This window comes from Sphingobacterium sp. B29, assembly GCF_001952815.1.
In the GTDB taxonomy this organism is placed as follows: domain Bacteria; phylum Bacteroidota; class Bacteroidia; order Sphingobacteriales; family Sphingobacteriaceae; genus Sphingobacterium; species Sphingobacterium siyangense.
The window spans coordinates 5,574,257-5,595,804 of the sequence record NZ_CP019158.1; the positions used below are offsets into that span (position 1 = coordinate 5,574,257).

General features: G+C 40.6%; 20 protein-coding genes. 11 read left to right on the forward strand and 9 right to left on the reverse strand.

Features of this window, described 5'->3' with window-relative positions; genetic code table 11:
* Positions 1-83 precede the first annotated feature (83 nt).
* Positions 84-2,597 carry a phosphocholine-specific phospholipase C gene (locus tag BV902_RS23965; protein ID WP_075994076.1) on the reverse strand — a complete coding sequence of 838 codons (2,514 nt, stop codon included), beginning with the start codon at positions 2,595-2,597 and terminating at the stop codon, positions 84-86.
* 160 nt (positions 2,598-2,757) lie between these two features.
* On the opposite strand from BV902_RS23965, the gene BV902_RS23970 reads away from it, so the two are divergent.
* From BV902_RS23970 to BV902_RS24000, 7 genes are all read left to right on the forward strand, one after another.
* Positions 2,758-3,444 (forward strand): response regulator transcription factor, encoded by a 687-nt coding sequence (locus BV902_RS23970; protein ID WP_201667286.1) that lies wholly within the window; start codon positions 2,758-2,760, stop codon positions 3,442-3,444.
* Positions 3,441-4,820, forward strand: coding sequence for a HAMP domain-containing sensor histidine kinase (locus BV902_RS23975; RefSeq protein ID WP_075994077.1), 1,380 nt, complete (start codon positions 3,441-3,443; stop codon positions 4,818-4,820). Before BV902_RS23970 ends, BV902_RS23975 begins: the two co-directional genes overlap by 4 nt.
* A 176-nt stretch (positions 4,821-4,996) precedes the next feature.
* On the forward strand, positions 4,997-6,331 hold the full coding sequence (locus BV902_RS23980; protein ID WP_216640409.1) for a TolC family protein: 1,335 nt from the start codon (positions 4,997-4,999) through the stop codon (positions 6,329-6,331).
* A complete protein-coding gene (locus tag BV902_RS23985; RefSeq protein WP_075994078.1) occupies positions 6,321-7,412 on the forward strand; it encodes an efflux RND transporter periplasmic adaptor subunit in 1,092 nt (363 codons plus the stop codon). Before BV902_RS23980 ends, BV902_RS23985 begins: the two co-directional genes overlap by 11 nt.
* 21 nt (positions 7,413-7,433) lie before the next feature.
* Entirely contained in the window at positions 7,434-10,541 is a 3,108-nt protein-coding gene (locus BV902_RS23990) for an efflux RND transporter permease subunit (RefSeq protein ID WP_075994079.1), read from the forward strand.
* 232 nt (positions 10,542-10,773) lie between these two features.
* Positions 10,774-11,607 carry a sulfite exporter TauE/SafE family protein gene (locus tag BV902_RS23995; RefSeq protein WP_075994080.1) on the forward strand — a complete coding sequence of 278 codons (834 nt, stop codon included), beginning with the start codon at positions 10,774-10,776 and terminating at the stop codon, positions 11,605-11,607.
* 77 nt (positions 11,608-11,684) lie between these two features.
* Positions 11,685-12,086, forward strand: coding sequence for a DUF1634 domain-containing protein (locus BV902_RS24000; protein ID WP_075994081.1), 402 nt, complete (start codon positions 11,685-11,687; stop codon positions 12,084-12,086).
* A gap of 7 nt (positions 12,087-12,093) precedes the next feature.
* Here the strand turns inward: BV902_RS24000 and BV902_RS24005 are convergent, their stop codons facing one another.
* Complete coding sequence (locus BV902_RS24005) at positions 12,094-12,633, reverse strand: GNAT family N-acetyltransferase (protein WP_075994082.1); 540 nt, start codon at positions 12,631-12,633, stop codon at positions 12,094-12,096.
* A gap of 245 nt (positions 12,634-12,878) precedes the next feature.
* Between BV902_RS24005 and BV902_RS24010 the strand changes: the two genes are divergently transcribed.
* Together BV902_RS24010 and BV902_RS24015 are read left to right on the forward strand one after the other, a co-directional pair.
* Complete coding sequence (locus BV902_RS24010; RefSeq protein WP_075994967.1) at positions 12,879-13,466, forward strand: Crp/Fnr family transcriptional regulator; 588 nt, start codon at positions 12,879-12,881, stop codon at positions 13,464-13,466.
* 104 nt (positions 13,467-13,570) lie between these two features.
* Positions 13,571-14,164 carry a YceI family protein gene (locus tag BV902_RS24015; protein ID WP_075994083.1) on the forward strand — a complete coding sequence of 198 codons (594 nt, stop codon included), beginning with the start codon at positions 13,571-13,573 and terminating at the stop codon, positions 14,162-14,164.
* A 36-nt stretch (positions 14,165-14,200) separates the two neighbouring features.
* On the opposite strand, the gene BV902_RS24020 is transcribed toward BV902_RS24015, so the two are convergent.
* The 4 genes from BV902_RS24020 to BV902_RS24035 all read right to left on the reverse strand — a co-directional run bounded on the left by BV902_RS24020 (position 14,201) and on the right by BV902_RS24035 (position 17,972).
* Complete coding sequence (locus BV902_RS24020) at positions 14,201-15,013, reverse strand: SDR family oxidoreductase (protein ID WP_075994084.1); 813 nt, start codon at positions 15,011-15,013, stop codon at positions 14,201-14,203.
* A gap of 77 nt (positions 15,014-15,090) precedes the next feature.
* Complete coding sequence (locus BV902_RS24025) at positions 15,091-16,743, reverse strand: ABC1 kinase family protein (protein WP_075994085.1); 1,653 nt, start codon at positions 16,741-16,743, stop codon at positions 15,091-15,093.
* Between the two features lie 94 nt (positions 16,744-16,837).
* On the reverse strand, positions 16,838-17,479 hold the full coding sequence (locus tag BV902_RS24030) for a hypothetical protein (RefSeq protein ID WP_075994086.1): 642 nt from the start codon (positions 17,477-17,479) through the stop codon (positions 16,838-16,840).
* A complete protein-coding gene (locus BV902_RS24035) occupies positions 17,469-17,972 on the reverse strand; it encodes an RNA polymerase sigma factor (RefSeq protein ID WP_075994087.1) in 504 nt (167 codons plus the stop codon). Before BV902_RS24035 ends, BV902_RS24030 begins: the two co-directional genes overlap by 11 nt.
* A gap of 117 nt (positions 17,973-18,089) precedes the next feature.
* Here BV902_RS24035 and BV902_RS24040 point away from each other — a divergent pair, with 117 nt between their 5' ends.
* A complete protein-coding gene (locus tag BV902_RS24040) occupies positions 18,090-18,527 on the forward strand; it encodes an acyl-CoA thioesterase (protein WP_075994088.1) in 438 nt (145 codons plus the stop codon).
* 158 nt (positions 18,528-18,685) lie between these two features.
* Here the strand turns inward: BV902_RS24040 and BV902_RS24045 are convergent, their stop codons facing one another.
* From BV902_RS24045 to BV902_RS24055, 3 genes are all read right to left on the reverse strand, one after another.
* Positions 18,686-19,129: an Hsp20/alpha crystallin family protein gene (locus tag BV902_RS24045; protein WP_075994089.1), complete on the reverse strand. Its 444-nt coding sequence runs from the start codon at positions 19,127-19,129 to the stop codon at positions 18,686-18,688.
* Positions 19,130-19,589: 460 nt separating this feature from the next.
* Positions 19,590-20,300, reverse strand: coding sequence for an AAA family ATPase (locus BV902_RS24050; RefSeq protein ID WP_075994090.1), 711 nt, complete (start codon positions 20,298-20,300; stop codon positions 19,590-19,592).
* A 78-nt stretch (positions 20,301-20,378) separates the two neighbouring features.
* Positions 20,379-20,747, reverse strand: coding sequence for a dihydroneopterin aldolase (locus BV902_RS24055; protein ID WP_075994091.1), 369 nt, complete (start codon positions 20,745-20,747; stop codon positions 20,379-20,381).
* Between the two features lie 72 nt (positions 20,748-20,819).
* Here BV902_RS24055 and BV902_RS24060 point away from each other — a divergent pair, with 72 nt between their 5' ends.
* Positions 20,820-21,548: a 3-keto-disaccharide hydrolase gene (locus BV902_RS24060; protein WP_083663847.1), complete on the forward strand. Its 729-nt coding sequence runs from the start codon at positions 20,820-20,822 to the stop codon at positions 21,546-21,548.

The window sequence follows — 21,548 nt, forward strand, 5'->3', positions numbered from 1 at the left end:
CTGTTACTATTGATAGATATATAGTAACAGCAGGGAACCCATTCAATAAGAATTGACCGCCATCCCTGCTGAAACAGTACAGATTATGCTAATAATGGATCAGTTGTACACTCAACACCTGTTTCCAATCGCCCTGCGAGCTGAATGACGAAGCTGCTGTCTCCCTTGATTCGTACAGCAATATCATACCAATTTCCTTGACTTTCAACATCCAGGATCAATGGAACTTCTTCGGCGGGAGCTATTTCTTTCGTTATGGCATATTTTCCATAGCTAAGGCTCTCGACAACTACCGTTACCCGCTGGTCACTCTTGTTGCTGAGTCTCAACTGCAATTTCCCTGTCGCTGCCTGAGTTAGCGCTTTCAGTTCCGGAGAAACGGTAGCCTCTAGTGCTGCTGTTCCTTTTTGTCCAGAAAATTTTCGATAAAAACCATTTGGACCGTGCAATTCAAACGCATAGCGATCTCCTTCAAATCGTGCCAGGTCCCACTGATATGCCAAACGATCACCGGCCTTCACCGCAAAATTCCAATTACGGTAAGTTTCACTTTGCCCCTGTTCATCACGATATTCCAACGGACTATAAACGTTGAAGGCTGTACCTGCGGTCCTTTTTCCGAAAAACTTGCTGTCTACAGTCATCGTTAGATGAAACACTCCGTCTTTCACAAAGCCCACCGCATCATGCGCATAAGGCAATGGCAAAGATTTACGAATCCCCCGCTCCTGTATTCGGTCAAATCCCGGAATCCATCCGTTTTTAGTCGCGAGATCAGGATCTTTGACCTCAACAAAGCCTCGCGGATCATCTTTGAACTGCGCATTGTATATCGTTTCGATATACTGATTCCTATCAAGAAAAGGGAGTTGTTCCTTTTGCTGAGTAAAAGGTGTAAAAGCGGTTGTCAAATCACCACAGATTGTTCTACGCCATGCACTGATGTTTTCCAAATGCATATTCTTGTTCAGCTTTTTGTTAAAGAAAGATTCCAAAAATTGCAAAGTAGACGTATGATCAAATACCTGAGAGCAGACCTTACCACCTCGTGACCAAGGCGACGCAATATACATGGGAACACGAAAACCTAGGCCCACAGCCCCTTCGCGTGCCTGTTTTTTAGGAATCCCCTGTTTTAGCTCATTTTCTAAACGAACCATCTCCACCTCCGTATCGATCCCAGGAGAACATGCCCCTGTATCTTTCTTCTTTAAATCAGGTACAAGGAAAGGTTTAACATGATCATAGTAACCATCGTTTTCATCATAGGTAATGATAAAAATAGTTTTTTTCCAAACCTCAGGGTTCTTTGTTAAGATATCTAAAACTTCAGATACATACCAAGCTCCATACCAGGGCGCACTCGGGTGGTCCGAGAAATTCTGTGGGCCGGCCAACCAGGATACCTCAGGCAATTTACCAGTATCAACGTCTTTGCGAAATTGATAAAGAATATCGCCTTTTGGGACTTCCAGCGCAGCTTTTTTCCCCTGTGCCTTAAAATGTAACGTATCAAGCGACCTGTAATTGTTGTCCCCTTTGTTTACCGTAAACGCCCGCTCATTTAATGATTTCGTAAAATCACTTAGCTTTTTATAATTGTTTGGATTGAATTCCTTTAGTTCGGTCTCCGCTCGCTCAAGTGCCTCACTTTTTTTGCGAACATCAGCGCGTATCTTTTCGGCTTGTTCTTCGGAAGAAGGAGACTTCTCTTCCAACTTGGAAATCTGCATGGGCAAATCCCGAACCTGTGTTTCTAGGCTTTTGATATAGTTCTCCTTAAATTTAACTTGATAAGCCTGAAAAAACTCCAGCAGATTACACCCAAAATTGGATAGCCATGCCCTTTCCTGTCCAGAAAACCCGCCGCCACAGCTTGTCTCATTTTGATAAAAACGCCAGTTAATGCCATTCTTTTCAAGCAATTCCGGAAAAGTTTCCCAGGTCATTTTACCATAGCCAAAGTCATCATTCCGAATATTCGCTTTTTGCAGACCATCTTTCATCTCTGTAATCTTACCCGTCCAGAAAAAGGAACGGTTAGGCGTAGTGCTGGTCATGCCCGAGCAAAAATTCTGATCACATACTGTAAAAGCATCCGCTAAGGCATAATGAAAGGGCAAATCTTCACGTGTAAAATACCCCAATGTTAAGGGCATAGCCGCATATTGTTTATTCCCTGATTGCTTCGATAACAGCCAATGATCGTAACGACCTTGGTTAAAGGCATCCACCTGGCTTGCACGACTATGTGGAAGAGAACCCATCCAGGTCACTTTACTTTCCTTCAGGTTTAATCGGAAAGGAGCATACGTTTTTCCCTCTTTATCCGTTTGATACCATACGGGTAAACCGTTCGGTAAACGTATCGAACGTGGATCATTGAAACCCCGAACTCCCGAAAGACTACCTAGCGTATGATCAAAGGATCGGTTCTCCTGCATCAGGATGACGATGTGTTCGGCATCTAAAAAACTACTTCCTGGGTCAGGGTCTATGGCAAAGGCTTTCTGGATCGATGCAGGCATGAAGCTGGCAATACCTGCTGCTCCTGAAAATAGTAGGGTCTTTCGTAGGAATTCTCTTCTGGTTTCCATAACACTTATTTATAATTTCGATTTGAATCTACTTAGATTTCTTTTTGTTTCATATTTCTTCGTGTAAATCTTATGTTACCAAATTAAGTACGAAGAAAACATCGCCTTGATTGGATGACAAAAATTTGTTTATTTTTACGAAAAGACAACAGATATAAATATGGTGGACATTTTGCTGCTCGAAGACGACAAGGTACTCTCTAAAGAGATCCGATCTTTTCTATTAAGCCAGGGCTTTACCTGTGATCAAGCCTTTGATGGAATCGATTTTTTGGCCAAAACACACCAGAAGAAATATGGTTTTTATCTATTGGACATCAATGTCCCCAAAATCAATGGATTGGAAATCTGTAAAAAGATAAGAAGCCATGACGCCTTTACACCAATTATTATTCTCTCGGCATACGATGATATAGATGATAAAAAGGAGGCATTTCTACGGGCTGCTGATGACTATTTGGTTAAACCTTTCGTCTTAGATGAATTGCTGATGCGCATCTATTCCCTATTGCGTCGGCAACAGCATAGCGAAAGCAATGAAACAAAAACACTGGTAGTCGATGATCTGATCATTTATCCTGATGAGGCCCGTGTATTACGTGCAAATGAAGAAATTAATCTTACTCAAAAGGAATTTCAGCTGCTGCTTATCTTAGCACAGGCAAAGGGCCGCACCCTGTCCAAGCAACATATATCGGAGGAAGTATGGCAAAATCAATTTCAGACAACACAGAATACAATTGAAGTTTATATCAACTTTTTGCGTAAGAAGATTGATAAAAACTTTGAGAATAAACTGATCCATACAAGACCTGGCTTTGGTTATTACCTATCGGCAGAAAAATGAATTTAAAGAAGAAAATAGCGATTAGCTTTAGCATTGCATTCTCCGTCCTTTTCGGTATGGCGATGTTGATTATCTACTATGCTAGTTTCGATTTTCGGAAAGATCAATTTCGCCAGCGACTGATTGATAAATTGGACAATATTTCCCATTATATCGCCAGTAACCCCTATTTCAACCGCCAGTCTTACAAAAACTATTTTCACGATGACGAAGATGGCCTTTTCTATGAAGATGTTATCATCCTTGACAAAAACAAACAGCTCGTCTTCAGTACCGTAAAGGATCAGACCATTACCTGGAATGCCTCGATTGTCAACCGGCTAAATCAGGAAAAACAGATCTTCTACAATCAGGACCAATATGAAACGCTGGCTAAATATTATCGCATCAACGGTTTACCTTATTATATTATCGTAAAAGCACAGGATTACTCCGGAAATGAAAAAATGGACCATCTAGCGCTCGTCCTAACGATATTATTTGTCCTGAGCGCTGTTCTGGTCTGGATATTTAGTTATAAACTCATCCAGCGCCTATTGATCCCACTCGATAAATTAAAAGATAATATCACGCAGATTAATGCCAGTAAACTTACCAAACCTGTCGAGTATACCGGTCATACCGATGAGATTGCTGTACTAACCCGAGCATTTAATACCATGCTGCTGCGACTTTCGGCTGCTTTCGAATCGCAGAAAGAATTTAATTCCAGCGCCTCCCACGAGCTGCGAACACCGCTTGCCCGAATGTCCTTTCAGCTGGAGAACCTTTATCATCAAAATCAGCTGAGTGAAGACGTAAAGCAGGTTTTACGTAACATATCCAAGGAAACCTTACATCTTTCGGAGGTAACCGATTCGCTGATGTTACTTTCAAAGTTCGACTCTGAGCGTTTGAAAATGACCTATAAGGAAGAGCGGATCGATGAAATTATCTTTATGGCTTATGAAAAAGTAGCCAAGGTATTCCCCGACCTACAACTGGATTTTTCAATCGGTGGGATCGAAGATCCAAAACTTAGTATTTTCTGTTCCGCACAATTGATTGAAATTGCTTTTGTGAATTTATTTAAAAATGCCGCGCTCTACTCCGATACCAGGGAGGTAAAAGTGATGATTCTAGAATCAACCTTCGAACTCAAGGTACTTGTCAGCAATACTGGCCCGGCTTTAAGTACAATCGACCAAAAGCGGATTTTTGATGCGTTCAGCCGCGGTGAAAATGCAAATGAAACAACAGGATCAGGCTTAGGGCTACGTATCGTTCAGCGTATCATGCAATCGCATCAAGCAACAATAGCATATCAGGCAGATCTAAAACAATCTACGCATACTTTTGTATTACTATTTAAATTGTTTCCTAACCGCGAAGTATAGTTACCTGATTTAGACAGACTATGTCAAGTCTCTTAGCAACAAGAACATCTATTTACTATACCCATTAATACCTATCCACCCATCTGACAAACATGCTTTTTTAAGCTTTTTTTAAGCATTTATTAAGGGGTCTTTAATCTTCGACCAGTTATTTTGTTACATAAGATTTGAAACATATGACAAAGACACCCCTTATATTTTTATTGCTTTTCAATAGCATGACTTTTGCTCAACAAAAACCACCACAAGCTGTTTATACGAGCATTCATGAAAGTACATTTGGGACTAAGCAAAGTGAGATCTTGGGACAACAGATGACCCTGCAGGAATGCGAAGAAGCCTTTATCAAAAGTAACCTCTCCTTGCTCGCGCAACAATATGACATCAGCCAAGCAGAGGCTGACGTCATACAAGCCAAAATATGGGATCTACCACAATTGCAGTTATCTGCCAATGCCTACGATCCACAGAACAAAAAAACATTTCATATTGGTCAATCCAAGGAAGCAAGCGTATCCCAATTGGTTTATCTCGGTGGAAAAAAGAAGAATGAAGTGGAATTTGCCAAATCAAATGTTGAACTTGCTAAGTTGCAGTTCAGTCAATTACTGGCGAGCCTTCGCGCGCAACTGCGTACAACCTTCTACTCCCTCTACTTTGAGCAACATAAGTTGGCAGATATTAAAATTCAGTTGGATTACCTAAATAATCTGCTTGCAGCTTATAAAGAGCAAGGAAAAAAGGGGAACGTTTCTTTGAAAGATCAAGTTCGTCTTCAAACAATGGCCATCGATCTCAACAACGAAAAAACGACAGCGATCAATAATAGCATCAATCTACAGCAGCAATTACGTGTGCTTATTTCCAGTCAGGAAGATGTATTACCGAAGTTAACAGATCAAGAAGCAGATCAGGAACTTGCCGTAAAGCCAACCATGGCTTTGGACAAAATCTATCAATTGGCCTTGGAAAACAATGCCGATTATCAATTTGCCTTAAAGACTGCTGAAAGCTCACAGTTATTTACAAAATGGCAACAGTCTTTAAATACACCTGATATTAACCTTGGCCTTTCCTACAGCCAGAATGGGGGTGTATTCCACAATGAAGTCAATGTTACAGCCGCCATTCCGATCCCCTTGTGGAAACAAAATAAAGGAAATGTTATCAAAGCGAAATACGCCGAAGAAGAGGCAAAGAAAAATATTGAAGTCCAACGGCAGCTGTTGGAGTCACAGATCCGTTCCAACTATCAGTCATGGGAAAATCAATATAATCAATATTTTACCATTACTCCAGACGACCTTCACAACATCGCTGTGGTCTATGATGGCATATTCAATAATTTTAAAAAAGGGAATATTTCTTTAGTTGAGTTCACTGATTTTATGGACAGCTATCGCATATCTATTCTTAAGTTATACGATATGAAAAAGGAAATTATTCTAAACGCCGAACAACTAAACTACCTGGCTCAAACTTCTATATTCAATTCAACTCATGTCAACTAAAAAACTTCTTATAGCCACTGTGGCAATAGTGCTACTTTACTCTTGCCAAAATCATAAAGAAACAGATAATGCAGCCATTGTCAAAGGTTTCGAAATTAGTGAGACGATGCTTAAATCGACAAGTTTTGCTACGGTAAAAAAAGAAAATGTGACCGAAGAACTCAACTTTTTTGGAAAGATATCGGCCGATCAAAACAATTACATTGATATTTTCCCACTCGTTGGAGGGAATGTTGTCTCCGTTAATGTTTCTTTGGGTGATTATGTCCATAAAGGTCAGGTATTGGCAACAATCAGAAGTACGGAAGTCGCTGGTATACAAAAGGATCTTTCGGATGCCAAAACCGATGTACTACTCGCAGAGAAAAACTACCGTGTAGCTGAAGATATGTATAACGGAAAATTGAGCACAGATAAAGACATGTTGGAAGCAAAAGGACAATTGACAAAAGCCAAAGAGCAGCTACGCCGTTCAGAAGCTGTAAGTCAGATTTACAATGTCCGTACAGGCAATATTTATTCGGTCGTATCTCCAATCGATGGTTACATCGTCCAAAAGAACATCAATAAGGACATGCAGTTGCGTAGTGACCGCAGCGACAACATCTTTGATGTGGCCAATACAAAAGATGTATGGGCAATTCTTAACGTCAACGAAACGGATATCGACAAGATTAGTATGGGCATGCCCGCTATTGTGTCTACCCTGAGCTACCCGGACAAAAAATTCCAGGGCAGTATCGATAAAATCTTTAAGATCATCGATCCGCAGACGAATTCAATGCAGGCACGGGTGGTGCTAGACAATAAGGATGGTTTACTTATTCCGGATAGTAAAGCGACCATTAAAGTATTGCATCGCTCCAATACGGAAGCGCTCGCAGTTCCTTCTGATGCGGTCATTTTCGATCAAAACAAATATTTCGTATTAATCTATAAATCCCAAAATGATATTAAGATTCGCGAAATATTGCCGATCAAACAAAACGAAGGAACAACCTACATGGCTACGGGACTACAGGAAGGTGAAAAAGTTGTTGTCAACAATAAACTTCTGATCTATAGAGCTCTGAATAATTAATCCGTCTTAGCATTTACACGAATGAACAAATTCATTAAAAATATCATTGCCTTTTCCATTAAAAATAAAGCATTTACCTTTATTTGGGTTGGTATTTTGGCTATTGCTGGTTTCATTAGCTTTAAAAGCATGCCTATTGAAGCATTTCCTGATGTAACCAATACACAAATAACCATCATTACCCAATGGAATGGAAGGAGTGCGGAGGAAGTCGAACGTTTTGTAACGACACCAATCGAACTAGGCATGAGTCCAGTTCAAAAGAGAACAAGTATACGGAGCACCACCATGTTTGGCCTTTCCATTGTTAAAATCATTTTTGATGATGGTGTAGACGACACTTTTGCCCGCAACCAGGTCAACAACCTCATGCGGTCTGTAAGTCTGCCAGACAATGTCGACCCTGAAGTGCAGCCCCCTTATGGCCCCACAGGAGAGATATTCCGTTATACATTACATAGCGATCAACGCAATTCACGCGACCTCCTTACTTTGCAGACTTGGGTCATTGACCGCGCTTTACGTGGTGTCCCTGGCGTAGCAGATATCAACGTTTTTGGTGGACAGGATTTGGTTTACGAAATCAGTACTGACCCTATCAAACTAGACAAATTTAATCTGACTCCGTTGCAGGTATTTGATGCTGTCAGCAAAAGTAACCTGAATGTCGGTGGAGATGTCATCGAAAAAAGTGGCCAGTCCTACGTCGTACGCGGTATTGGTTTGGTCAACTCAATCAATGATATCGAAAACATCACTGTAATCAACCAAAAGGGAAATCCGGTCTTTGTTAAAAATGTAGCCGAAGTAAGAGAAAGCGCGATGCCCCGCGTGGGCCAAGCCGGTTTTGGTAAAAATGATGATGTGGTAGCAGGAACCATCGTAATGCGGAAAGGCGAAAATCCAAGAGAGGTTTTAACTGCTGTAAAAGCGAAAATAGACGAGCTCAACAACAAAATTCTTCCCAAAGATGTCAAAATGCAAACCTTCTATGACCGTGACAATCTCATGGATTTCACGACCCATACCGTTATGCATAACTTGATTGAGGGTATTGTACTCGTCACCTTAATGGTATTGCTTTTTATGGCAGATTGGCGCACTACGGTCATCGTTTCCATTATCATACCTCTCGCATTACTTTTTGCCTTTCTATGTCTTAAACTAGCAGGCATGAGTGCCAACTTGCTTTCTCTAGGCGCTGTAGACTTTGGTATTATCATCGACGGTGCCGTCGTCATGGTTGAAGGGATATTTGTCATGTTGGACCACCAAGCCCATAAGCTGGGCATGGAGAAATTCAACAAAATGGCCAAAGCAGGTTGGATCAAACAAACAGGAACAGGCTTGGGAAAAGCAATCTTTTTCTCCAAGCTAATTATCATCACCTCCTTGATGCCTATATTCTCCTTCCAAAAAGTAGAAGGAAAAATGTTCGCTCCGCTGGCCTTTACCCTGGGTTTTGCTTTACTGGGTGCATTACTATTTACCTTGACACTCGTTCCGGCTTTATCGCATATTCTGCTCAATAAAAATGTGAAAGAAAGACACAATCCATTTGTTGAATTCTGGAATAAAATTGTCGCCAAGGGTTTTGGATTTACATTCCGAAACAAGCGTCTGAGTATGATCGTTGCAATTACTTTACTAGCTGCAGTCTTATTTTCTGCAAAATTTTTAGGAACTGAATTTTTACCGACATTAAATGAAGGATCTCTTTGGGTTACTGCCGAAATGCCCATGAGCACTTCTTTACGTGAATCGGTTAAAACTACCAAACTGTTAAAGAGTACTTTGGAAACCTTTCCTGAGGTCACCGGTGTACTGTCGCAAACAGGACGGAGCAACGATGGTACCGACCCCAATGGCTTTGGCTTTGTTCAGTTTGCGGTGGCCCTAAAACCTAAAGAAGAATGGACACGTAAAATCACCATGGATCAACTGATCGAAGAGATGGACCATAAACTCAAACAATTTCAGGGTATTACCTATAACTATTCACAGCCTATTTCGGATAATGTTGCCGAAGCCGTTGCCGGTTTCAAGGCCGAAAACGGCATCAAGATCTTTGGCGATAACCTCGCAACCTTAGACCGCCTGGCGAAAGAAGTTTATGCACAGGTCAAAGGTATTCAAGGCATTAAAGAACCCGGTATTATTCTCAATATTGGTCAGCCCGAAGTGAGTGTGGTATTGGATCGGACCCGTATGGCAGCCTTCAACGTTCTACCGGCAGATGCACAGGCGGTACTCGAAATGGCCTTCGGCGGAAAGACCGCTTCCATTTTGTACGATGGTGAACGCAAATTTAACATTCGCCTACGCTATGCACCCGAATATCGGAAAACAGAAAAAGATATTGCACAGCTGATGGTTCCATGTGGTGATGGTACATTAATTCCTTTGAAAAGTATCGCGACCATTGAAAAAGATAATGGTGCTGCTTTTATCTATCGCGACAACATCAAACGCTATATCGGCATCAAATTTTCCATCCGCGACCGTGACTTAGGAAGCACCATTGCTGAAGCACAACAAAAAGTAAGTAAAATTAAGCTTCCGGAAGGATATTCCATTGGCTGGACTGGACAATTTGAAAATCAGCAACGTGCTACACATCGTTTAGCACAGGTGGTACCAATCAGTTTGATCGTCATCTTCTTCCTATTGTTTATTCTATTCGGGAATATCAAGGATTCGCTGCTCGTATTGGCCAACGTTCCTTTTGCGCTTATCGGTGGAATTATTGCCTTACACGTTACAGGTATGAATTTTGGAATTTCGGCTGGCGTAGGTATGATTGCATTATTCGGGATATGTATCCAGAATGGGGTTATCCTGATCTCGGAATTCCATCAGAACAAGAAGGAAGGTCTACCCAATGACCAATCAATTTATAAAGGTGTAAAATCGCGAACACGACCTGTGGTCATGACAGCTCTAATGGCTTCCATCGGACTACTGCCGGCTGCATTATCGACCGGTATAGGTTCGGAATCACAAAAACCTTTGGCGATCGTCATCATTGGCGGACTAATCTCAGCGACGATATTGACGTTGTTGGTATTTCCAATCATCTATGATATCTTCAACAGAAAAGAAAAGGTACAACAAACAATTGCTGAATAATGTTGTCCATATTTTATATACGATATACTTAGACCATTAAAAGGTCATCGATACTGCCCCGCGCTGGGAAGCGGCAGGGCAGTATCATTTTTTTGATGATACTTTTGATGTAACATTTGTATCTATTCCGGCTTAAAAATTTCAAAAACAATAAAAAGCCCTTAAGTTTACAACAAATTACCTTCCATTAAGCGAAAGCTGCTTTTTGGATCACACAAACAAACAAATATTTATGACTATTCTCACCTTTACAATCATCCTTCTCCTGGGTGCTTTTGTAGCAGGACTCTTAGGATCCCTGACAGGCTTAGGCGGAGGGGTCGTTGTCATCCCTTTATTGACTCTGCTGTTTCATGTCGACATCCGTTATGCCATTGGAGCTGCCTTGCTTGCTTCCATAGCGACTTCATCCGGTGCAGCTACAGCTTACGTCAAGGAAGGCATCACCAACATCCGACTGGGGATGTTTCTTGAAATTGCAACTACCATTGGAGCAGTGATCGGCGCTGTTATTGCCATTTACATGCCTACGAATACCATTGCAATCATCTTTGGTGTTGTACTTATCTTCTCTGCGGCTATGACGGTACGTAAGAAAAACGAACACGCACTTTCCGGCGGTTCGGTCCTGGCAGAAAAATTGAAGCTGAACAGTACCTATCCTGCTGATGGCAAATTAATTCCATACAAACTTACCAACATAGCCGGAGGCTTCTCTTTGATGGGGATTGCCGGAATTCTTTCCGGTCTATTAGGAATCGGCTCAGGATCCCTTAAAGTTCTCGCAATGGACAGCATGATGAAAATTCCATTTAAAGTCAGTACCACAACGAGCAACTTTATGATCGGTGTCACCGCAGCTGCTTCTGCAGTAGTCTATCTACAAAGAGGCTATATGGATCCAGGTATTGCTTTTCCAGTTATCCTAGGCGTATTATGCGGCGCCATTACCGGATCCAAGCTCTTAAAACGTATGAATCCGAAGACTTTACGCATTATTTTCGCCGTCGCCATTACATTGGTGGCATTGGAAATGATCTTCAACGGATTCCAGCATAAATTCTAAAAACGGTAGTTTACACGATTTAGAATTTTAGTTTGTAACGTCCTTCCGCTAGACAATGAAGGACATAACTACTCAAAATGAAACAAGTATTTTCGAAACACTATTGGGGAGACAAGGACATCTCACTTTTGGTAGGACAAATTTTACGTATAGGCGTTATACTCGCCTCCTCTATTCTTATTCTTGGTGGTATTTTCTACCTCATTGTTCATGGACAGGATACGGTACCGAATTACAGAGATTTTGTCGGTGAGGGAAATTCCAACACAACAATGACCGGAATTATTACCGGGGCATTTAGCCGAAATATTCCACAGGTTATACAGCTCGGTGTACTGCTATTGATTTGCACCCCCATCGTGCGCGTGATTGGCTCGTTATTGGGGTTTATCATCGAGAAGGATAGGCTTTACATTATTATCACATTAATTGTATTAACCGTCATTATAGGCAGTATACTCAGCGGGGTCAAGGGATAATAAGGCTTTATCTCTTGATCCGCCGCCAGGCCGATTTTTCTAATGCGTATTCAAAATTTTTACGTTCAGGTTCGTTCACATAGCTGACCATCTTTTCAGCCACTTTAATTGCGCCCAAGCGCTCAACTGCTGTCTGAGAACGATAATTTTCAGCCCCCACATGCAGGTAAATTCGATCCACAAAATTGAAGGCAAAATCAAACATCATCTCTTTGACCAATGGATTGATTCCTGCACCCCAATAGGCTCGGGCATAAAACGTATACCCAACAAAAATCGATTTTTCCGCTTCATCAAGCCCATAATACCGCGTACTACCAATGCAGGCACCACTTACCTTATCCAAGATCAAATAAGCAGACTTACTTGCCAAGGCACCTTCAAAAAATAGGCGAAAAACATCTTCCTTCCAGCGGTCCTTATTGGGATGCTGTTCCCAGATCAGGGGATCTTTGGCAACTTGATACAACGTATCAAAATCCGCTGGTTCCATGATTCGTAATACGACCTTATCGTTTTCAAGGGTATTGGGTGCAACAAACTTCATGAGACATATTTATGGTTTTAGCAATCAAATTATTTTAAATCCTACAGAAGATACCAATTATTGATGAAACTATTTAAATTACGGCAATATCCAGTCAAATATTACACCAAAATGTTGATTTCATCGCTGTTTTGATAAAATTGAATAAAAGCAACAACCATCAACTGGATTATTTCAACTTAGAATTGATAGGAGTCAAACAGCTTGTTAAATTAGTATTACAAAATTTTGTATTTTACAGCCAAATGGAACAATTCAAGGAATTTGTAAAACAACGCATTGATGTCACCGAGGAAGAACTGAATGACATCGTTTCACGTTATCAGGTAAGGAAAATAAAGAAAAAAGAATACTTTCTCCGTGCAGGCGAAGTCTGCCATCATGAGGCCTATGTGATCAGTGGGTTATTTAAATCATTCTATGTCACCGCCGATGGAATCGAACATATTCTACAGTTTGCAATTGAAGACTGGTGGATCGGCGATATCGCGAGCTTCAATTACCAGGAACCCGCACTACAAAACATCCAGGCCCTGGAAAACTCCGTAGTACTTACACTGTCAAAAAAAAATAAAGACAAACTCTACGAAGATCATCCAATCTTTGAGAAACTCTCCAGGATAATGGCCCAACGTGCACAAATAGCATCGCAGCACCGTATTATCTCGAGCATAGGTTTTACAGCACAAGAGCGGTATCTGGATTTCATCAAAAGGTATCCTAAAATCTACCCGCGGATCTCCAATATGCAATTAGCCTCCTATCTCGGTGTCACACAAGAGTTTTTAAGCCGTCTAAAAAGGCAAATATTGAAGCCTAATCGAAATTCTTGACCTACATCAATTTTTTCTTTGCTAGTTTATCCCACCTTTGCAAAGCTTGTTCAAACAAACATTTTGAACTTTTGAAGGTTAGATAAATAAAAAAAGAAAACAAGATGAATAAATTTTTCCAAATTCTGGCAGCAGCAGTATTAATGGTTAATGCCGCTGTAGCACAAGTAAAGTGGTCTGCTGACCCTGCGCACACAAATGCAAGATTCGATGTAAAACACCTTGGAATCAGCTTTGTTGACGGTGAATTCACAAAGGTAGAAGGTACAGTTGAAACTGCTACTGGAACAAGTTTTAACAATGCCAAAGTAAATTTCGCTATCGACGTCAATAGCATCGATACACGTATCGCAGCTCGCGACAACCACTTGAAAACCGATGATTTCTTTGCTGCGGAAAAATTCCCTAAAATGACATTGAAGTCTATCAGTTTTAAAAATGCAAAAGTAAAAGGAAAATATGTTATGGTAGCAGATTTGACTATTCGTGATGTAACGAAAAAAGTAACTTTCGATGTGACTCAAAATGGCGGAATCATTACCGACCCTTGGGGAAAAACACGTGCCGGCTTTACTGCTAAAACAAAAATTAACCGTCAGGATTTTGGCATCAAATACAATGATAAATTACCATCTGGTGTAGAGGCAGTTGCTTCTGATGTGGATATCATTGTCAATACCGAATTGGTATTGAACTAATTGAAAATAATAAATCACACAAACTTAGTGGCTATCCTATTTGATATAGGATAGCCACTTTTTTATAAGCCTTTTTAACATACCGCCATCCAGGGGAATATTGGTCCCAGTCAGATAACCTGCATATTCGGAGCAAAGGAAAGCGACGAGATAACCGTATTCTTCAGGCTTACCCAGGCGCTGTGCAGGAACCTGTTTTAACCGCAATTGCAACGCTTCCTCATAGGAAATTCCCAGACGTTGTGCATCTAGGTTGGTTAGCGACTGGATACGATCCGTATCAAACAGACCTGTTAAGATGCTGTTGACAGTCACACCGTCTTTGGCAACATCTTCGGCCAACGATTTACTCCAGCTAATCAATGCTGTACGGATTGTATTGGACAACACTAAATTAGATACCGGTTCTTTCACTGTTGAAGAAGACACATTAATAATACGGCCATATCGGTTTGCCAACATATAAGGCAGCGCACATGAGGTTGTGTAGCAATGATTTTGAAATAAGAGTTCAAAAGCATGTTGGTAATCCGCCAGATTTTTTTGGTCTATGGTTCCAGATTGTGGACCATTCGAATTATTGATCAAAATATCAACCTTATTCGACTCAAAATAATGTGCTATCTGCTTTTTGTATGCTTCGTGGTTGTTATAATCCACCAAGATATATTGATGTACCTGTCCTTTGGAGGTATCAAGACTTTCACAGGTACGCTGCAGCTTTTCCTCATGTCTGGACGCTAAAGTTACAGATACACCGCAAGAGGCAAGCACCTGGGCAATACCTGCACCTATACCCGCAGAACTCGCTCCGATCAACGCCTTTTTCCCATTTAGATTGATTTCCATATTTTTTTGTTTTCTATTTTATCGTGTGTATGTATGCATAGCCCATCATCGTCGCTGAAAATGTATGCTAGATCTAGCTAATCGTTGTCTTTTGCCCGGATCATCGCGATAAATAAATATATGGCAAATACCCATGCTGAGCCAAGGCATATCCAGGCAAAAATGGGAATTCCCCACCACTGCGGTTCTACCCTTGCAACGATAATCATTCCGCCCAGTAAATTGAGTGACATAAACATAATACCGATGACAATACGATTGACCCCCTTGCGTAAAATGGCATTAAAAGATCGCGCACTGATCAGACGATGGTTGAGTGTAAAATTTCCCGTCCGAAACAAACGCACAAGGGCACGCATATCTTCAGGGAGTTTTTCGACATCGCGGGCAAAAGATTCAACTTTATGTTTTCCTTTTTTGAAGATTGCCTCTGGAGAGAGCCGCTCCATCATAATCCTTCGTGCAAAAGGCTTGATACTTTCCATAATATTGAGATCGGGATATAACTGCCGTCCAATACCTTCCATCAACGAAATACCCCGCATTAACTGATAGATATATTCCGGAAAATACAAGCGGTTGTCGCCAATAATGTTCCACAGTTTATTGAACAATAAATCTAAGCTAAGATCCCCGAGAGACACATTGTCAATCATATCGAAAATCTCATATAGGGATCTTTCAAACCGGTTACGGTCCGGAATATGACTCACCACGGCAACGTCTTCAATCACGTCAGCAAGCCGGACAGCATCTTCGGAAATAGCCGATTGAATAAATTCTTCAAGCTGCCTACGGTCTATCCCCAATAATTTACCCATATTTCCGAAATCTAAAAAAGCAATCCGTCCATCCGGCATCACCATCATATTGCCGGGATGCGGATCACCATGAAAGAAACCATGAATAATCACTTGCTCAAGGTATAAATTGATCCCATTTTTGACCAGCGTTTGGACATCCATTCCCCGACGTTTAATTTCAACGGCATCAGTTACCTTGAAACCATCAAGATATTCCATGCAAAGAACACGGTCCGAGGAGAGTTCAGGAAAAACACGGGGTACCTTGATCAGCTTATTTCCTTTAAAGTTCTTCGTGAAGCGTTCGATGTTATGCCGCTCAATCACCAGGGACATCTCTTCCTGCATGGTCGTAGCGAAAGATTCAACAATCAGCAGCAGATTAAGGTTTTCCAGCACATCATTGTACATGGTTAGGATTTTGGCAATATCACGCATGAGCGCCAGATCACAGCGCATAACCTCATCGATGCCGGGACGTCGGACTTTTAAAACCACAGGGGTTCCATCTTTTAAGGTTGCGCGATATACCTGTGCAATAGAGGCCGCAGCAAAAGGTTCCGCAGCAATCTCCTGGAAATGCGCCTCAATATCCAGCTCCAGTTCTTCCTTCAGATAAGATTTAATATCCACTTCAAAGGGCGGAACATTGTCCTCTAGACGCTTCAGTTCCTCTACGAGCTCTTTGGGCAACAATCCTTCCCGGGTCGAAGCAGATTGTCCAAGCTTAATAAAAGCCGGACCGAGCTCCTCAAGTGCCATGCGAATACGGGTATAAACACTAATCTCATCGACATCAATAGGATGTTCTACGGCTGATCTGGGTCCTTTCCACGGCAATCGAGCGATCGCATCTTTAAAACCATATTTGGCCAATATACTTAAGATCTGGGAACTGCGCTGTAACTTCTTTGTCGGATTATACATAATGGACAATGATTTTCGATAACAATATACGAAATATCCATGCGCTATAAACACGAACACCTGTAAAACAAAGTAGATATTTCATGTGGTCGCTCTATTCCGTTTCCATTTGATCCAATTTTTCCTTGATCTCTGCGATATACCTACTGTAGTAACAACGAATCATAATTTCTGTCAGACCAACAACAAGGACGATAGACACAATTGCCGAAAGAATCATCCACACAATAAAGTTCGGTTCCTCTTGGAAAGTTTCCTTGAAATGGTACAACCGATCAAACCACACCGTTGTCTTATTCTGTGCTATCATAATAAGATATAGAAACAAAGCTTGTGGAATCATCACATAGGCCGCAATACGATAAGTCTCTACGGCATACTTCAAATCGTAATACAACTTGAGCAAATGTTCTTTAGAAGCCAACAACTCGATCTTTTTCGTGCTCTTTACCAAATAAAAGAACCTCCGGTAATATAAAAGACTTGATAACGATATCTGTACGATAAAAAAGTAATAGGCAAATGCCGCATAACCTTCAATCTTATACATTGGCAAGATAGGCACCAAAAACAAAAAGCCCATACAAACGACCCAGGAGATAAACTCGCGTTTGATATTCTTGCGCAACTTGCCCATGATATTGCCAACTTCCTTATAGTATTTGAGATTTGGATTCTGTAAATCCTCATCTGTAGGCTGTTCCTGCCAAGATTTCTTTAACTCATCAAAATTCATACTTGTATTTTTTAATGATTTGTTGAATTCGCTCCTTTGTGCGGTTTAATTTTACGCGGGCATTGACTTCCGATATACCCAGATTCTCTGCAATCTCGCGATGACTCTGACCTTCCAAAAACAAAAATATCAGAGCTTTTTCAATTGCATTGAGCTCTTGAACGGCCTGGTAAAAGACTTTCAGTTGCTCATCTTTATCGGTATCGTAAGCTTCTTCTGCAAAATCATGTCGCTCCTCTAACGCATCATAAATCTGATGCTTCTTTTCTTTTTTTAAGAATACCATTGCGGTATTGAGGGCAACACGGTACATCCACGTTGAAAATTTACTCTGTTGCTTAAATGTCGCATAGGATTTCCACAGCTGATACACGATTTCCTGATACAGATCTTGCCGCCCCTCGTGATCATCCATATACATACGGCTCACCTTAACGAGAATACCTTTATTCTCGTCAATCAGTCGAAGAAATTCTATTTCCGATGGGTTCACCTAGCGATTTTTCTTTAAATATATTTAGGTAATAAGTATAGCAAACAAACAAAGTGTTACAGCTTTATTTAAAAATATGTAAATTGTTATTAAAAAAGAGACTAATCGCTGAAGATTATGGAGAATATATTTTATCAAGGTCAAATTATATGGGCGCAGATCGATGCAAATAGACATATGCGGCATTCTGCTTACGCAGACATATGCGCTCAGGCCCGTAGTAATATGTTGAACAAAATGGGCTTTTCGTTGGATAAATTTGCCGAATTTCATATCGGTCCGATTTTGTTCAGGGAAGAACTTATCTATTTTAAAGAAGTACATTTGGATGAATATGTACAGGTAAAAGTAGAACTGACGAAATACAACAAAACAAATAGTCGTTTTTCATTTATACATCAGGTTTTTCGTAATGACGGAGTTTTGTGCTGTACCGTTAACGTCGATGGAGCCTGGCTGGACCTTCAAAAGCGGAAATTAACGAAATTACCAGAAGAGATGGAGCCTTATCTCGCCAGAATTCCCCGATCTGAAAACTATACGGAAACTGAATAGTCTTTTCATCATGTCAAGACCATCCTTATAAAAGAAAAATCCCTCGGAACACAAACGGAACTCCGAGGGATTAAAACATAAACTAAACCTAAAAACTATTGTCTTTTATTCATCTTTTGGTCATTCCCAAAATGAACTATTTCCTGTGCATTGCTGAATTATTTAACTTCAATCAAACGTTTTGCAATGATTGCATCTTCTTTCTTACCAACAGTCAAAATTAATATCCCACCTTCATAGGCAGCCTCGATATTGCTGTAATCTACGGTCTCTGGCAATGTAAATGATCTTGAGAACGAAGAGTAATTGAATTCTTTTTTGCTGTATAATTTTTCTTCACTAACACTTTCCTCTTTTTTCTCAGCTGAAATCGTAATTAGATTTTTATCTACATTGATCTTAAAATCAGATTTATCCAATCCGGGCGCTGCCATTTCAACTTTAAATGATTTTTCGGATTCCGATATATTGACCGCCGGCACACGGGATACCAAACGATCTGAAATGAAGTTATCATTGAATAAATTGTCAAATACAGTGTTTACAAATGGATTTACTGCATCAGTGTTTAAACTTTTTGTAGGGAATTTAATTAATGCCATTTTTTGTCCTCCTAATTTTTTGTTTTATTGTTAAGCTTTTTTGTTCTAACTATTTGAAGAGAATTATTCAATTTGCGTACCAGCAGTTTTTAAAAGACAAAATGTCATTTAAAAACAAAAACAAATGCCATTTTGACTCATTCACAAACTATTGTTAGCGACTTAGCGATCAATCTGTCATCGACGCCCCGCCCTATCATAAATTGTCTCCATATACAGACTAACGTATAGGAGACAAAACAGTTTATCAGAAGGTGTTATTTTTTTATTAAGCATCTGAAGCGGAGCGTTCAACTAACAGACTCACTTAGAAGAGAAAAACAGTTTATCAGAAGGTGTTATTTTTTTATTAGACATCTGAAGCAGAGCATTCAACTAACAGACTAACGTAGAAGAGAAAAACAGTTATCAGAAATCGCTATTTTTATTAAGTATCTCAAGCGGAGCGTTCAAAAAATCATTAAGGTTGATTTTGTTCCAATGCAGCAATCAATAAGAATTTGACAGCATCGTAAATATAGTCCTTAGCCTCTGCATAGGAGATCCCATAGCGTCGAGGTACGACATCAGCATAATGCGGAAATGGCCTAAATAATTTATCATAATAAGCATCCAACTGCACCATTGTCGGCAACTCAAACGCCAAACGAAGCTGAAACCGCCGGATAATGGCTGTATCCAATATTTCGGGATGGTTGGTTGCTGCAATCAATACCGCTTCAGCAGGAAAATAATCGATCAGCTGAATAATGGTATTCACGAGACGACGCATTTCACCCACATCCTTTTCTTCACTAATCCGTGCCTTTCCTATCTGATCGAATTCATCTAAAAACAGTACCGCTTTTTCACGCCCAGCTTTATCAAAGACCTGTTTAATGTGCTGCGAGGTTTCACCAATACGAGAAGAAATGAGGTTGCTCAGATTCAACACATAAATTGGTTTTTCGAGCGCTGTGGCCAAGGCTTTCGCCGTTGTTGTTTTTCCGCAACCAGAATAACCGTGCAGTAAAATCTTATTACTCACCGGCAGGCCATATTGTGAAAGCTCTTTAATATAACGATGCTCTTTAATCAGCTGATGGAGCTTCTGACGGCTCTCCTCTTCCAAGAAAACATCTTCCAAAGCTATCCTTTCCTTATCGGCAATTACAAGATCGTAAATATTCATAATGTTAATTTAAGACTATCAGATAACGGTTGGCAAAACTAAATCTTTCAGTCGATATATAGCTGATCCAGTTTCGATTTAATCCTTGAAATATTTAAGGCCAACTTGGGAGCAGGAAAGATCTCCACCAAAGGGAGGGTTCGATTTACGTATCACCACTTCGATCGTCAGGGCATGGGATACTTTTTCCCGAATCTGATCTAATATTTCTGAAGCCGCAGATTCCAACAATTTCCGTTTAGGCTGCATGACGCTAGCGGTAATCTGATAGAGTTCTTCGTAATTAAGTGTATTTTTTAAGTTCTCTGTCTCGGTATTCAAAAAGGGAAAACATACATCAATAGAAACAAAAAACTCATTGCCAAGCACCTGTTCTTCTTCATAATAACCTATTGGTGCATAGAATCGGGCTTCTTTCAGCGATACTGTTTGTAAAATGGTTGCCATGTACAAACCTAAGGAAATTGTTCCATACAGATGGAATTATTTGTATATTTAGCCATACCAAAAACCCAACAGATGAACTTTTTTTTATCATCAGCACTAGCAACAACGCTCTTATTTGGTGCCACAGCACTGCAGGCCCAAACCAATATGAAAGCCAGTGACACGGAATATTATAGTCCTGTCCCCCCTACATTAACGATCGATCATGGTATTCCAAGCGATGCAATTGTCCTTTTTGACGGGAAGGATCTCAGTAAGTGGAAAAGTGAAAAAGGGAAAGCCAATTGGACTGTAGCCAACAACGTACTCGAAGTAAAACCGGGAGCTGGAGCCATTGAGACTAACGAACACTTTAGCGATTTTCAACTGCATGTTGAATGGAAAAGCCCCGAAGTAATCAAAGGTGAAGGCCAAGGACGCGGCAATAGTGGAATTTTCCTACAGGGGCATTATGAAATTCAGGTATTGGACAACAATAACAACCCAACTTATGTCAATGGTGGAGCGGGTAGCCTGTACAAACAACGTCCGCCATTGGCGCAAGTAATTGCACCGGACAAATGGCATGTATATGATATTATTTATAAGGCGCCTCAATTCAGCAAAGATGGAATATTGACCGCTAAAGGAACGGTAACAGTCTTACATAATGGGGTCGTTGTACAAAACAATACCCAAATCGACGGTACCACAGAATATATAGGACTACCTAAGCAGATAAGCCATGGCCCAGGCCCGATTATACTGCAGGATCACGGTGATTTGGTCCAGTTCAGAAACATTTGGCTACGTAAACTATAG

Excerpts from the sequence above, each read along its gene's own strand:
- BV902_RS24020 (WP_075994084.1), bottom strand. The coding sequence starts at position 15,013 with ATGGAAATCAATCTAAATGGGAAAAAGGCGTTGATCGGAGCGAGTTCT.
- BV902_RS23985 (WP_075994078.1), top strand. The coding sequence starts at position 6,321 with ATGTCAACTAAAAAACTTCTTATAGCCACTGTGGCAATAGTGCTACTT.
- BV902_RS23995 (WP_075994080.1), top strand. The coding sequence starts at position 10,774 with ATGACTATTCTCACCTTTACAATCATCCTTCTCCTGGGTGCTTTTGTA.
- BV902_RS24040 (WP_075994088.1), top strand. The coding sequence starts at position 18,090 with ATGGAGAATATATTTTATCAAGGTCAAATTATATGGGCGCAGATCGAT.
- BV902_RS23980 (WP_216640409.1), top strand. The coding sequence starts at position 4,997 with ATGACAAAGACACCCCTTATATTTTTATTGCTTTTCAATAGCATGACT.
- BV902_RS23965 (WP_075994076.1), bottom strand. The coding sequence starts at position 2,597 with ATGGAAACCAGAAGAGAATTCCTACGAAAGACCCTACTATTTTCAGGA.
- BV902_RS23970 (WP_201667286.1), top strand. The coding sequence starts at position 2,758 with ATGGTGGACATTTTGCTGCTCGAAGACGACAAGGTACTCTCTAAAGAG.
- BV902_RS24025 (WP_075994085.1), bottom strand. The coding sequence starts at position 16,743 with ATGTATAATCCGACAAAGAAGTTACAGCGCAGTTCCCAGATCTTAAGT.
- BV902_RS24050 (WP_075994090.1), bottom strand. The coding sequence starts at position 20,300 with ATGAATATTTACGATCTTGTAATTGCCGATAAGGAAAGGATAGCTTTG.
- BV902_RS24010 (WP_075994967.1), top strand. The coding sequence starts at position 12,879 with ATGGAACAATTCAAGGAATTTGTAAAACAACGCATTGATGTCACCGAG.
- BV902_RS24045 (WP_075994089.1), bottom strand. The coding sequence starts at position 19,129 with ATGGCATTAATTAAATTCCCTACAAAAAGTTTAAACACTGATGCAGTA.
- BV902_RS24000 (WP_075994081.1), top strand. The coding sequence starts at position 11,685 with ATGAAACAAGTATTTTCGAAACACTATTGGGGAGACAAGGACATCTCA.
- BV902_RS24060 (WP_083663847.1), top strand. The coding sequence starts at position 20,820 with ATGAACTTTTTTTTATCATCAGCACTAGCAACAACGCTCTTATTTGGT.
- BV902_RS24055 (WP_075994091.1), bottom strand. The coding sequence starts at position 20,747 with ATGGCAACCATTTTACAAACAGTATCGCTGAAAGAAGCCCGATTCTAT.
- BV902_RS24015 (WP_075994083.1), top strand. The coding sequence starts at position 13,571 with ATGAATAAATTTTTCCAAATTCTGGCAGCAGCAGTATTAATGGTTAAT.
- BV902_RS23975 (WP_075994077.1), top strand. The coding sequence starts at position 3,441 with ATGAATTTAAAGAAGAAAATAGCGATTAGCTTTAGCATTGCATTCTCC.
- BV902_RS24005 (WP_075994082.1), bottom strand. The coding sequence starts at position 12,633 with ATGAAGTTTGTTGCACCCAATACCCTTGAAAACGATAAGGTCGTATTA.
- BV902_RS23990 (WP_075994079.1), top strand. The coding sequence starts at position 7,434 with ATGAACAAATTCATTAAAAATATCATTGCCTTTTCCATTAAAAATAAA.
- BV902_RS24030 (WP_075994086.1), bottom strand. The coding sequence starts at position 17,479 with ATGAATTTTGATGAGTTAAAGAAATCTTGGCAGGAACAGCCTACAGAT.